This is a genomic window from Actinomadura meridiana, from assembly GCF_039537545.1.
In the GTDB taxonomy this organism is placed as follows: Bacteria; Actinomycetota; Actinomycetes; order Streptosporangiales; family Streptosporangiaceae; genus Spirillospora; species Spirillospora meridiana.
Genome location: NZ_BAABAS010000001.1, coordinates 317,302 through 331,796 on the forward strand (window position 1 = coordinate 317,302; position 14,495 = coordinate 331,796).

1 protein-coding gene is annotated in these 14,495 nt (G+C 71.7%); it reads right to left on the minus strand.

Going from position 1 to position 14,495, the window contains the following annotated elements:
* Positions 1-12: 12 nt before the first annotated feature.
* On the minus strand, positions 13-14,487 hold the full coding sequence (locus ABD808_RS01490; protein WP_344888330.1) for an SDR family NAD(P)-dependent oxidoreductase: 14,475 nt from the start codon (positions 14,485-14,487) through the stop codon (positions 13-15).
* Between the last annotated feature and the right edge of the window lie 8 nt (positions 14,488-14,495).

Below are 14,495 nucleotides of genomic sequence, written 5' to 3' on the forward strand. Positions count from 1 at the left end.
CCCGTCGTTCTTTCAGTGCCCGTCGTTGTCGAGGAAGGCGAACATCTCCTCGTCACTCGCGGCGGTGAAAGGCTCGTCCGTCCGGGTGTCGGCTGATGTGCCGTCGATCCTTGCCAGGAGGTCGCGGAGGCGGCTGACCGCGGTGTTCCGGATGTCTCCGTTCTCGGGGACGGCCGCCAGTGCGGCCTCCAGCCCGGCGAGCGCTGCCAGCGGATCGCCCGCGCCGTTCGTCGTGGTCGCGGTCGTGTGGCTGTTCAGGCGCTCGTGGAGGAAGTCGCCCAGCTCGCGGGTGGTCGGGTAGTCGAACAGGAGCGTCTTCGGGAGGCGCAGGCCGGTCGCCTTCGACAGCCGCCGGTGCAGGTCCAGTGCCATCAGGGAGTCCAGGCCCTGGTCGAACAGGCCGCGGTCGGGCACTACGGCGGAAACGCTGTCGTGTGCCAGAACTTCGGCCACCATTCCCGCGATGAGGTCGGCGAGCACCTTCGGCCGGTCTTCGGGAGAGCGTCCGCTGAGCCGTTCCGTCCACTGGGTGCCGTTCGCCGCGCCCCGTCGTGGGGCGGTCCGGCGGGACGGGAACAGGTCGCGCAGGACGGCCGGGATGCCGGCCGGGCCCGCCCCGTTGAGGGCGATGGCGATCAGTTCCGTCCGTTCGGTGGTCAGCGCCGCGTCGAACAGCGTCAGCCCGTGTTCCGTGGTGAGCGGGTGGAGGCCGGACCTCGCGAGCCGTGCCCGGTCCGCCTCGGAGAGGGATGCCCCCATTCCCGCTCGCTCCCAGAGGCCCCAGGCGATGGACGTCGCCGGGAGGCCGGTGTGGTGGCGGTGTCGGGCGAGAGCGTCCAGGTAGGTGTTGGCGGCGGCGTAGTTCGCCTGGCCCGGGGTGCCGAGCACGCCGCTGGCGGACGAGAACAGGACGAACGCGTCCAGGTCCAGGTTCCTGGTCTGCTCGTGCAGGTTCCAGGCGGCGTCGACCTTGGGACGGAACACCGCGTCCAGATGCTCGGGCGTCTGGTTCTCCAGGAGCGCGTCCCGCAGGACGCCCGCGGAGTGGACGACGGTCTTGAGCGGACGGTCGTCCGGGACGGCGGCGAGGAGTTCCGCGACCGCGCCGGGGTCGGCGGTGTCGCACGCCGCGACGGTGACGTGCGCGCCCAGGCTTTCGAGGTGTCGCTTGAGCTCGGTCGCGCCCGGGGCGTCGAGTCCTCGCCTGCTGGTGAGCAGGAGGTCGGTGGCGTCGTGTTCGGTGATCAGGTGTTCGGCGACCAGGGCGCCGAGGATCCCGGTGCCACCGGTGATCAGGACCGTGCCGTTGGACGCCGCCGCGCGGCGCGCCTGGCCCGTGGCGGGAACGGGGGCGAGCCGGGGGATCAGGACGTGTCCCTCGCGAAGCGCGAGCTGCGGCTCCCCGGTCGCGAGCGCTTCGCGGAGCGCCCGTGCGGAGGCGGGATCGCGGTCGATGTCCACCAGGACGATCCGGTCGGGATGCTCGGCCTGCGCGGAACGGACCAGCCCCCACAGGGAAGCGTGCCCGAGCCGGGGAGCCTCCGTCGCGACGGCCCCGGAGGTCACGATGACGAGCCGGGCGTCGGGGTCGTGGTCGCCGGTGAGCCAGGCGCGCAGGTCTTGGAGGACTCGCGTCGCCGTCGCCCGCACGGCGTCCGGGGTCTCACGGGCCGTCTCCGGGACGATCAGCAGGGCCGTGCCTGACGGGGGCGCGTCCGCCAGGCCCGTCGTGGTGGTCGCCTCCTCGATCTCGGCGGCGATGTCGTTGCCGGGCTCGGACGTCACGACCGTCCAGGGGCCTCTCGGGTGGGGAGTGGTGGCCGCTGGAGCCGCGACCCATTCCTGTGCGTACAGGACGTTCGGGGTGCTGCGCGACGCGGCGGTGGCCAGCGCTTCGGCCGGCAGCGGGCGGATGGTCAGCGCCGCGATCGTCGCCACGGGCGCACCGTCCGGAGCGCTCAGGGTGATCGCGAAGGTGTCGTCGGCCGTCCGCTCGATCGCCGCCTGGACGTCGGTCGCGTCCATAATGTGCAGTTCCACGCCCGACATGGTGTACGGGACCGACAGGCTTTCCGGCTCGGCAGCGTCGTCCAGCGCCAGCGGGTGGAGGACGGCGTCGAGCAGCGCCGGGTGCAGCCCGAACCCCGCACCGGCCGTCTCGGTCTCGGTGTCGAGCCTGACGCGGGCGTAACGCGTGGCGCCGTGCTCCCACAGCTCGCGCAGGTTCTGGAAGGCCGGTCCGTAGTCGTAGCCGCGGGCCGCCAGGGTGGCGTAGGCGTCCGAGACGTCGAGGGGAGTCGCGCCGGAAGGCATCGGCGGGACGGGCTCGGTCTCGGATTCGGCGGCGGTGAGGACGCCGGTCGCGTGTCGCGTCCATCCCTCCTGGTCGCCGTGGCGGCGGGAGCGGACGGTGAGCGTCCGGTCCCCGTCCTCGCCGGGCGCGTCCACGGTCACTCGCAGGTCGCGGGCCTCGTCCGGGGAGAGCGCCAAGGGCGCCTCGAACGTCAGCTCCGCGACGCCGGGACGCCCGGTGAGACGTCCCGCGTGCAGCGCCAGATCGACCAGGGCCGAGGCGGGGAGGAGCGGCGTTCCGTGGACGGCGTGGTCGAGCAGCCACGGATGGGCGCCGGGCGAGAGCCGCGCCGTGAACACGACGCCGTCATCGGGAAGCTCCACGGCCGCGCCGAGAAGCGGATGCTCGGCGGCCGTCAGCCCCAGCCCCGACGCGGTCCCGGTCTCCGCCTCACCCGTCAGCCACAACCGGCGGCGCTGGAAGGGATAGGTCGGCAGCGGCTCGTCGAGCTGCTTACCGGACGGCTTCCAGCCGACGAGGCCGGGGACGTGTGCGAGCGCGTTGTAGAAGGCGGTGGTGTCGGTCTGTTTGGGGTTGAGTGTGGGTTGGATGGTGGGTGTTGTTGGGAGTGTTTGGTGGGTGAGTGTGGTGAGGGTGGGTCGGGGCCCGATTTCGAGGTAGAGGGCGGGGTGCTGGGTCTGGTCGAGATGGGAGATGCCGTCGTGAAAGCGGACGGTGTCGCGGATGTGGCCGGTCCAGTAGGCGGGGTCGTTGAGTTGGTCGGGTGTGGCGGTGGTCGCGGTGCGGTTGGAGGTGATCGGAATGGTGGTGGGGTGGTAGGTGAGTCCGGCCGCCACTTTTTGGAATTCGTCCAGGATCGGGTTCATCAAGGGGGAGTGGAAGGCGTGGCTGACTTTCAGCCATTGGTACTTGATTCCGCGCTCATCGAGTTCGCTGGTGATCTGTTCGAGCGCGGTGCGCTCTCCGGACAGGACGGTGGAGTTCGGCGAGTTGGTCGCGGCAACCGAGATCGTGTCGTGCTTTTCGGTTATGGGTTTTAGGGTTTCTTCGGTGGTGTGGGTGGTGAGCATGGCGCCGCCTGTGGGGAGGGAGGCCATGAGGCGGGCGCGTGTGGTGATGAGGGTGGCGGTGTCGGTGAGTGTCCAGAGTCCGGCGAGGTGGGCGGCGGTGAGTTCGCCGATGGAGTGTCCGATGAGGTGGTCGGGGGTGATGCCGTGGTGTTCTAGTAGCCGGTACAGCGCGGTTTGCAGGGCGAATAGTGCGGGTTGGGCGTAGCGGGTGTTGTTCAGCAGTTCCGCATCGTCACCGAACACCACGGTCTTGAGGGGCCGGTCCAGGTGTGGGTCGAGTGCCTCGCACACCGCGTCGAATGCTTTGGCGTAGATGGGTGAGGTGGTGTAGAGGTCGTGTCCCATGCCGGGGTGTTGGCTGCCTTGGCCGCTGAACATGAACACCACGCCGCCGTTGTTGTCCTGGACGGCGTTCGTGACCAGGGACGGATGAGCCTCACCAGCGGCCAATGCGGTGAGGGCATCGGAGAGAGCGGACCGGTCGGCACCGCCGACGATGATTACCGCGCGGTGGTCGAACTGAGCACGGGCCGCGAGTGATGCCGCCACGTCCGCCGGGGTGAGGTCGGGCTGCTCGGTGAGGTGGTCGCCCAGTCGCGTGGCGGCGTCCCGCAGTGCCTCGGCAGTCTTGGCCGACAACGGGACGGCGAGAACGGACTCGGGACGTTCGGCCGACTGGCTCGCGCTGCCGGGTGCGGCTTCCAGAATCAGATGCGCGTTGGTGCCGCTGATCCCGAAGGACGACACCGCCGCCCGACGCGCACGCCCCGTCTCAGGCCAGGGGCGTCCCTCGTCCAGGAGGGCGACGTGCCCAGAATCCCAGTCGATGTGGGTCGAGGGCTGGTCGATGTGCAGGGACGCGGGGAGCGTCCCGTGCCGCATGGCCTGGACCATCTTGATGACGCCCGCGACTCCGGCGGCGGCCTGCGTGTGTCCGATGTTCGACTTGATCGATCCCAGGTGTAGAGGCCGCTCGGCACTGTGGTGCTGCCCGTAGGTGTTGAGAATCGCCTGGGCCTCGATCGGGTCGCCCAAGGTGGTGCCGGTGCCGTGCGCTTCGACCGCGTCGACCTGGTCGGCGGTGAGACCGGCATTGGCGAGGGCCTGCTCGATCACACGCTCCTGCGACGGCCCGTTCGGTGCGGAGAGCCCGTTGCTGGCGCCGTCCTGGTTGATCGCCGAGCCCTTGACGACGGCGAGGATGTGGTGGCCGTTGCGCTGGGCGTCGGAGAGCCGTTCCAGCAGCAGGACGCCGATGCCCTCCCCCCAGCCGGTTCCGTCGGCGGAGGCGGAGAACGACTTGCAGCGTCCGTCCGGGGACAGGCCGCGTTGGCGGCTGAATTCCAGGAACACCGAAGGCGTGGCCATCACGGTGACGCCTCCGGCGAACGCCATTTCGCATTCACCAGAACGCAGAGCCTGTGCCGCCAGATGCATCGCGACCAGCGACGACGAGCACGCCGTGTCCACCGTCACCGCTGGACCCTGGAAGCCGAAGGTGTAGGCGATCCGTCCGGACGCGATGCTCCCCGCGCTTCCGCTGACCAGATAGCCCTCCAGGCCACCGGACGAACGGGCGACACGGGAGCCGTAGTCGTCGTACATGACGCCCGTGAAGACGCCGATCTGGCGGCCGCGCAGGGCGGCCGGGTCGATCGCGGCGCTTTCCATCGTTTCCCAGGAGGTTTCCAGGAGCAGCCGGTGTTGCGGGTCCATGGCGAGGGCCTCGCGCGGGCTGATGCCGAAGAAGGCGGGGTCGAAGTCGCCGGCGTCGTACAGGAAGCCACCGTGCCGGACGTAGGACTTCCCGGTTCGCTCCGGATCCGGGTCGAACAGGTCGTCGCCCCAACCCCGGTCCGCCGGGAACTCGCCGACCGCGTCCGTCCCGGAGGCCACGAGCCGCCACAGGTCGCGCGGGGAGCGGACGCCGCCGGGGTAACGGCAGGCCATGCCGACGATCGCGATCGTCTCGTCGGACGAGGTCCGTGTCGAGCGCGGGACGGCGGCGGTGCGCCCGGCGCCGCTCAGTTCGTCCCGCAGGTGGGTGATCAGTGCGCTCGGGGTCGGATAGTCGAAGACGAGCGTCGTCGTGAGCCGCAGGCCCGTGGACTTGCCGAGCAGGTTGCGCAGTTCCACGGCGGCGAGGGAGTCGAAGCCGAGTTCCTGGAAGGAGACGTCGAAATCCGGGGCGGCGTCCGCGTCGAGCCCGAGCACCGCGACGATACGGGTGCGGAGGATCTCGGCCAGCAGGCGTGTCTGCTCGGCCTCGGGCAGCCCCGCGACGCGGCGCGCGAGCCCCGTGCCGTGACCGGTCGTCCGGCGACCCTTCCGGCGTGGCGTCCCGTCCGTGAGGGGCGAGACGAGAGGCGCGGCCATGTCGATCGGCGTGGCGACGAGGTGGGGCTCGGCGGAGCCGAGCGCGGCGTCGAGAAGCGCGAGACCTTGCTCGTCGGTGAGCGGTGTGATGCCGGACCGGCGTAGCCGTGCGTGGTCGGTTGCGGTGAGTGCGCTGGTCATGGCGCTGGTGTGTTCCCAGAGTCCCCAGGCGATGGAGGTCGCGGGGAGTCCGGTGTGGTGGCGGTGTGCGGCCAGGGCGTCGAGGTAGGTGTTGGCGGCTGCGTAGTTGGCTTGTCCGGGGTTGCCGAGGGTGCCCGCGGCGGAGGAGAACAGTACGAACGCGTCGAGATCCAGGTCGCGGGTCTGCTGGTGCAGGTTCCAGGCGGCATCGACCTTGGGCCGGAACACGGCGGCGAGCCGTTCGGGTGTCTGCCTTTCCAGTGGCGCGTCGTCCAGGACGCCTGCCGCGTGGACGACGGTCCTGAGGGGCTGGTCGTCCGGGATACCGGCCAGCAGTTCGGCCAGTGCGTCGGGGTCGGCGGCGTCGCAGGCCGCGATCGCGACCTGCGCTCCCAGACCTTCCAGGCGTTCTTGGAGTTCGGCCGCGCCCGGGGCGTCCAGCCCGCGCCTGCTGGTGAGGAGCAGACGAGCGGCGCCGTGCTGGGTGATGAGGTGTTCGGCGACCAACGCGCCGAGGGTTCCGGTGCCGCCGGTGATCAGGACGGTTCCTTCGACGGAGTGATCCCGGGGCGTGGACGAGGCCGCCACCAGGCGCGGGGCCACGAAGCCGTCGTCGCGGCGCGCGAGTTGGGCCAGTCCAAGCGCGAGGGCGGCGGCGACGACCTCGTCGGACGCCCGGCCGTCGCCGACGTCCAGCAGGACGATCCGGTCCGGGTGCTCGGACTGGGCCGCGCGGACGAGCCCCCAAACGGGTGCCTGCGCGAGGTCATAGGCTCCGGGCCCTGCCGCGCCGTGGGTGACGACCACCAGGCGAGCATCCGCGGGACGGTCCTCCGCGACCCACCGCTGAACGGAGTCGAGGACGAGTTCGGAAACGGCGAGCGGCGCCCCACCGGACGGGACGTCCAGCATTTCGTGCTCGGTGACCATTCCTCCGGCGTCGCCCGTGACCGGGACCCACTCGATGCGGAACAACGAGTCGTCGCCCCGCTCGGTGAAGGCGCGGCGGAACTCCTCCGCGGAAACCGTGCGCATCGCCAGTCCGCTGACGGACGCCACGGGTTCCCCGAAGAGGTCGGTGACGTTCACCTCCACCGACCCCGGCCCGTTCACCGCGACGCGGACCAGCAACTCCGTGGCTTCGGACGGGGAGATCCTGACATCGCGCCAGGAGAAGGGCAGCGGCGTCTCTCCGTCGCCCATGCCCTGGATCGCGAGCGGGTGCAGCGCGGCGTCCAGGAGGGCCGGGTGGACGCCGTGACCGGAGGTGGCGAGGTCGGGCGACAGCCGCACCCGGCCGTAGAAGGTGGAACCGTCGCGGTGCAGGTCGTGCAAGTTCTGGAACGCGGGCCCGTAGTCGTAGCCGTGCTCGGCCAACCGCTCGTAGATCCCGGTGAGATCGACGGGCTCGGCACCGGCCGGTGGCTCCGTCACGGGCACGTCCGGAAGTTCCCCGGCCTGGGCGAGGACACCGGTGGCGTGCTCCGTCCATTGGTCCGCGCCGTCGGTACGCGCGTGCATGCTGATCCCGCGGCGCCCCGCCCCGTCCGGAGACGTGACGCTGATGTGAAGGTCGCGCGGACGGCCGGGAGTGAGGAACAGCGCCGCGTGCAGCGTGAGTTCTTCGAGCGAGGCGCACTGGACGGCCTGCGCCGCGTGAAGCGCCAGATCGACGAACGCGGTGCCCGGCAGGAGCGCGGTCCCGTGGACGGCGTGGTCGGCGAGCCACGGCTGTGTTTCGAGGGAGAGCCGGGCGGTGGCCTGCCAGCCCCCGTCGGGGAGCGTGGTCGTGGTGGCCAGCAGCGGGTGTTCCGCCTCTTCGAGACCGAGGTTCGCGACGTCCGCGGCTTCCCCTGACGTGCTGGAGAGCCAGAACCGCCGCCGCTGGAACGGATACGTCGGCGGCGGAGTCTCCAGCGGCGGCCGAGCGGGCGTGGGCACCGCCTGGACACGGGTGGCCACATGGGCGAGCGCCGTGTGGAAGGCGATGCTGTCGGGCTGCTGGTGGTGGAGCGTCGGCTGGATGGCCGGGCCGGTGGGGAGTGTTTGGTGGGCGAGCGTGGTGAGGGTGGGCCGGGGCCCGATTTCGAGATAGAGGGCGGGGTGCCGAGTCTGGTCGAGATGGGAGATGCCGTCGTGAAAGCGGACGGTGTCACGGATGTGCCGGGCCCAGTAGCCGGGATCGCCGAGCTGTTCGTCGGTGACGGCGGACGCGGTGCGGTTGGAAATGATCGGAATGGTGGTGGGGTGATAGGTGAGCCCGGCTGCCACCTCTTGGAATTCGTCCAGGATCGGATCCATCAGCGGCGAGTGGAAGGCGTGGCTGACCTTCAACCACTGATACCTGATCCCCTGCTCGTCCAGGACCCCGGCGATCTGTTCGAGGGCGGCGCGATCTCCCGACAGCACGGTGGAGCCCGGCGCGTTCGTCGCGGCGACCGCGACGTCCTCATGCCCTTCCACCAGCGGCAGGAGGGCGTCCTCGCTCGTGTGGACGGTGAGCATCGCGCCGCCGGAGGGAAGCGCGGCCATGAGGCGGGCACGGGCGGTGATGAGGGTCGCGGTGTCGCTCAACGTCCACAGCCCGGCCAGGTGGGCGGCGGTGAGTTCGCCGATGGAGTGCCCGATGAGGTGATCGGGAGTGACGCCGTGGTGCTCCAGCAGCCGGTACAGGGCGGTCTGTAGCGCGAACAACGCGGGCTGCGCGTAGCGGGTGTTGTTCAGCAACTCCGCGTCGTCCCCGAACACCACGCTGGCGAGCGGCTGGTCCAGGTGCGCGTCGACCGCCTCGCACACCGCGTCGAACGCCTCGGCGTAGACGGGTGACGTGCTGTGAAGCTCCTGCCCCATGCCCGGGTGCTGGCTGCCCTGACCACTGAACATGAACACCACGCCGCCGCTGCCGTCTCGGGGCGTGCCAGTGACCAGGGACGCGTGCGCCTCATCGGAGGCCAGGGCGGTGAGCGCCTGGACGAGAGTCGCCGTGTCGTCATTCCCGGCCACGATGACGGCCCGGTGGTCGAACGACGTCCGTTGTGAAAGCGCCCCCGCCAGCTCGGACGGAGTGGTCTCCGGACGATCCGCGAGGTGGTCGCCCAGCCGAGCGGCGGCGTCCCGCAAAGCCTCGGGAGTCTTCGCCGACAAAGGCACGGTGACCACGGGACCAGCCGACGCCTCGACAACGCTCTCGTCCGATGTCTCGGGCCCGGCTTCCAGGATCAGATGCGCGTTGGTCCCGCTGATCCCGAACGACGACACCGCGGCCCGGCGCGGCTCCCCCGTCTCCGGCCACGGGGCGCTGTCGGCGAGCGGCGTCACGTGCCCGGTGTCCCAGTCGACATGAGGCGACGGCTCGTCCAGATGCAGCGACGCCGGAAGCGTCCCGTGCCGCATCGCCTGCACCATCTTGATGACGCCCGCGACTCCGGCGGCGGCCTGCGTGTGGCCGATGTTCGACTTGATCGACCCCAGACGCAAAGGCAGCTCGGCGGTGTGGTGCCGCCCATACGTGTTGAGCAGGGCCCGCGCCTCGATCGGATCACCCAGGCTGGTGCCCGTCCCATGCGCCTCGACCACGTCGACCTGTCCGGCCGACAGCCCGGCGTTGGCGAGAGCCTGCTCGATCACACGCTCCTGCGACGGCCCGTTGGGCGCGGACAACCCGTTACTGGCACCGTCCTGGTTGATCGCCGCGCCCTTCACGACGGCGAGCACGCGGTGACCGAGACGTTCGGCGTCCGACAGCCGCTCCAGCAGCAGCACGCCGGCGCCCTCGGCGAAGCCCGTCCCGTCGGCGGCGGCGGCGAACGGCTTGCAGCGTCCGTCCGACGAAAGACCGCGCTGGCGGCTGAACTCCAGGAACATGCCGGGTGAGCTCATCACCGTCACGCCCCCGGCGAGCGCCAGCTCGCACTCGCCCGAGCGGAGCGCCTGCGCCGCCAGGTGGATCGCGACCAGGGACGACGAGCACGCCGTGTCCACCGTCACCGCCGGGCCCTCGAAGCCGTAGGTGTAGGAGACCCGGCCGGAGATGGCGCTGCTGATGTTGCCGGTGAGCAGGTAGCCGCCGACCTCCTTCGGGCCCTGGTGCATCCGGGGCCCGTAGTCCTGGGAGACCGCGCCGACGAACACGCCCACGGGACGGCCGCGCAGCGTCGTCGGGTCGATCCCGGCGTTCTCCATCGTCTCCCAGGACGTCTCCAGCAGGAGCCGCTGCTGCGGGTCCATGGCGAGGGCCTCGCGCGGGCTGATGCCGAAGAACTCGGCGTCGAAGTCGCCCGCCTCGTACAGGAAGCCGCCCGACCGGACATAGGACGTCCCCGGACGGTCGGGATCCGGGTCGTACAGGCCACCGCTCCAGCCCCGGTCGTCCGGGAACGGGCCGATCGCGTCGACCCGGTCGCGGACGAGCCGCCACAGCGCGTCCGGCGTGTCCGCGCCGCCGGGGTAGCGGCAGCCCATCGCGACGATCACGACGGGATCGGTCTCGTCGACGCGGGCGGTGACGGAGACCGGGGCGGGGGCGCCGCCCGCGACCTCCTCGATCAGGAAGCCGGTGATGGCGTGGATCGTCGGATGGTCGAACACCAGTGTCGTCGGCAGCCGCATCCCGGTGCGCGAGTTCAGCCGGTTGCGCAGCTCAACGGCGGTGAGCGAGTCGAAGCCCAGCTCCCTGAACGCGCGCCGGTCGTCGAGCCCGCTCGGGTCGGCGTGTCCGAGGACGACGCCGACCTGCGCGCGGACCTCGTCCAGCACCCGCGGGTACCGGTCGTCGGCGGGCAGCGCGGCGATCGTCTCGGCCCAGGTCGCGTCGGCCGCCGCGGCGCCGGAGGCGGCGGCGCGGCGGCGGGCGGCCGGGGCCAGGTCGCGCAGCAGCGGCGACGGACGGTGCGCGGTGGTCGCCGTCGGCAGCGGCGTCGCGACCAGATGCGGGCGGCCGAGCTGGACGGCGGTGTCCAGCAGCGCCAGCGCGTGCTCGTCGCTCAGCGGGGTGAGCCCGGCGCGCCGGAGCCTGGCGAGGTCCGCGCCGGTCAGCTCGCCGGTCATGCCGCTGCTGTGCTCCCACAGTCCCCACGACACCGACGTGGCGGGCAGTCCGTGCCGGTGCCGCTGGTGGGCGAGGACGTCGAGGTAGCTGTTGGCGGCGGCGTAGTTGGCCTGGCCGGGGTTACCGAGGACGCCGACGGCGGAGGAGAACAGCACGAACGCGTCCAGGTCCAGGTCGCGGGTCCGCCGGTGCAGGTTCCACGCGGCGTGCGCCTTGGGGCGCAGCACCTCGGTGAGGTGGTCGCCGGTCAGCCCGGTCACGGGCGCGTCCCGCAGCACCCCGGCGGCGTGCACGACGGCCGTCAGGGGATGCGCGTCGGGCACGTCCGACAGCAGGGCGTCCAGGGCGTCCGCGTCGGCGACGTCGCAGGCCGCGACGGTAACGTGCGCGCCGAGTTCTTCCAGCTCCGCCGCCAGTTCGGCGGCGCCCGCGCTGTCCGGGCCGCGGCGGCTCGTGAGCAGCAGCCGCCGCGCGCCGTGCTCGGTGACCAGATGCCGGGCCATGAGCCCGCCGAGCGTGCCGGTGCCGCCGGTGATCAGGACCGTGCCGTCCGGGTCCAGCGGCCGCGGCGGAGTCAGCACGACCTTGCCGATGTTGGCGCCCTCGCGCAGATGGCGCAGGGCGGCACGCGCGTCGAGCAGGTTCCAGCACCGCACCGGCAGCGGCCGCAGAGCGCCCGAGGCGAACAGAGTCATCAGCTCGTCGAGCATTTCCCGGACGCGCTCCGGCGGCACCGCCAGGAGATCGAACGCCTCGTAGACGACACCGGGATGTTCGGCGGCGACGGCGGCCGCGTCCCTGATGTCGGTCTTGCCGATCTCCACGAAGTGGCCGCCGCGCGGCAGCAGCCGCAGGGAGGCGTCGGCGAACTCGTGGGCGAGCGAGTTCAGCACGACGTCGAACCCGGCGCCGCCGGTCGCCTCCTGGAACTCCTGCTCGAAGACGAGGCCGCGCGAGTCGGACGTGTGCGCGTCGTCCAGGCCGAGTTCCCGCACGGCGTCGCGTTTCGCGGCGCTCGCCGTCCCGTACACCTCGGCCCCGAGGTGCCGGGCGAGCTGCACCGCCGCCATCCCGACGCCGCCGGCCGCCGCGTGCACGAGCACCGACTGCCCGGGACGCAGCCCGGCGATGTTCACCAGGCCGTGGTAGGCGGTGAGGAACACGATCGGGACGGACGCGCCCTGCTCGAACGTCCACCCGTCCGGCAGCGTCGCCAGGTGGCTGCGGTCGGCGACCGCGACGGGCCCGAAGGCGCACTCGAACAGGCCGGTCACCCGGTCGCCGGGCGCGAGGCCGGTGACGTCAGAGCCGACCTCCAGCACGACGCCAGCGCCCTCCAGGCCGAGGCCGGTCTCGCCCTCGCGCATGGCGAGTGTGACGAACACGTCCCGGAAGTTGACCCCGGCCGCGCGCACCGCGACCCGCACCTGGTGCGGGAGGAGCGCGACGTCCCGCGCGTCGGACGGGACGACGACGAGATCGTCCAGGCTGCCCGTCCGGGCGGAGGTGTCCAGCCGCCACGCGGACGGCGCGGCCGGGAGCGGCCCCCGCGAACCCGCCCGGACCAGCCTCGGCCGGTACACGCGGTCGCCGCGCACCGCCAGCTGCGCCTCGCCGAGCGCGTGCGCGGCGGCGACGGCGGCGGAGATCCCGGTGGTGCCGGACGCCGTGGCGTCGAGGAGGTGGAACTGGTCCGGGTGCTCGTTCTGCGCGGTGCGGACCAGGCCCCACACGGCGCCGTGCGCCAGGTTCAGCTCGTGGTCGTCATCCGGCGTCGCGTGCGCGTGGCGGGTGCAGACCGTGAGGGTGCCGGTGTGCAGGTGCGGGGCGTCCAGCCATTCCTGGACGAGGGCGAGCGCCGTGGCCGAGGCGGTCTCGGCGGCGTCGGGGCAGGTGCCGTCTTCGTCCAGGTCGTCGCCGGGCGACGCCGCGAACAGGACGGGCAGCGCCACCACGTCGGCCGGGGCCGGGAGCGTCCCTTCCGCGACCGCGGCGCTCAGCTCCGCCAGCGTCCCGTAGCCGTTCTCGGCGTCGCCGACGAAGACCGGCGTCCCGGTCTCCGCGGTCGTCGTCTCGGCGGGCCGCCATTCCAGGAGGAACAGGTCTTCGCCGACGGCGCGGGTGGGCGCCGCGGCGGCCGCGAGGTCGGTGCTCAGTGGGCGGAGCGTCAGCTCCTCGACGGTGAGGACGGGCCGTCCCGCCTGATCGGCGGCATGCAACGCGATCGTTCCGGGCCTCAGTGTCGTCAGCCGGACGTGCAGCGTGTCCGCCTCGACCGCGTGCACCCGGACACCCGACCACGAGAACGGGAGGCTCACCGGGCCGTCCTCACGCAGAACGGTCGCCGCCAGCAGGGCGTGGAGCGTGGCGTCCAAGAGCGCGGGGTGGACGCCGTAGCCGGTGACGGAAGTGTCGGGGGCGAGCTGGACGCGGGCGTGCAGTGTCGCGGCCCGCTCCCGCATCTCGCGGAGGTTCTGGAACGCCGGGCCGTAGTCGTAGCCGCGCTCGGACAGGGCTTCGTAGGTCCCGGCGAGATCTGTGGGCGCCGTGCCCTCCGGGGGCCAGGCGGCGTCGTCGTCCGGGGCGTCCCCTTCCGCCGGGGACAGGACACCGCTCGCGTGCAGGCCCCAGTCGCCTTCGCTGTCGTGCGGGCGCGAATGCACGCTGATCTCGCGAACGCCTTGGTCGTCCGGTGCGGTGACGTTGATGTGCAGGTCGCGGGGTGTGTCGGTGGTGAGGGGCGTGTGGAGGGTGAGTTCTTCGAGGGTGGGCGTGTTGAGGGCGTGGGCGGCGTGGAGTGCCAGGTCGAGGAACGCGGTGCCGGGCAGGAGCGGGGTTCCGTGGACGGCGTGGTCGGCGAGCCATGGCTGCGTGTCCAGGGAGAGGAGCCCGGTGGCCTGCCAGCTCCCGTCGGGCAGCGCCGTGGTCGTGGCGAGCAGCGGGTGCTCGGCCGCGCTCAATCCGAGCCCGGCCGCGTCCTTCGCCGCTGGGGCCGGGCTCAGCCAGTACCGCTCACGCTGGAACGGATAGGCGGGCAGCGGGACGGCGGGCCGCTTCGGCTCGACGTGCCAGGTCGGCTTGGCGGCATGGGTGTGGTGTGTGGCGAGTGAGGTGAGGAATTGGTGGTATCCGCCGTGGTCGCGGCGGAGGGTGGGGTGTGCGGTTGCGGGTGGGGTGATGGTGGCGTGGATGGCGGGGGTGAGGATGGGGTGGGGGCTGGTTTCGATGAAGGTGGAGTGGTGTTGGGTTAGGTGGGTGAGGGTGGGGTGGAATTGGACGGGGTTGGCGAGGTTGTCGTACCAGTAGGTGGCGTCCAGTCCGGTGGTGTCGGTGATGAGCTGTGCGGTGAGGGTGGAGTGGAACGGAACGCTGCCCTGCCGCGGGGTGATGCCGTTCAGGCTGGTGATGAGGTGGTCGCGTATGGGGTGCATGTGGGGGGTGTGGGAGGCGTAGTCGACCGGGATGGTGCGCGCGTCGATGTTGTGGGTTTTGCAGTGTGCGGTCAGTGTTTCGGTGTGGGTGGTGGCTCCGGCGACGATGGTGTGTT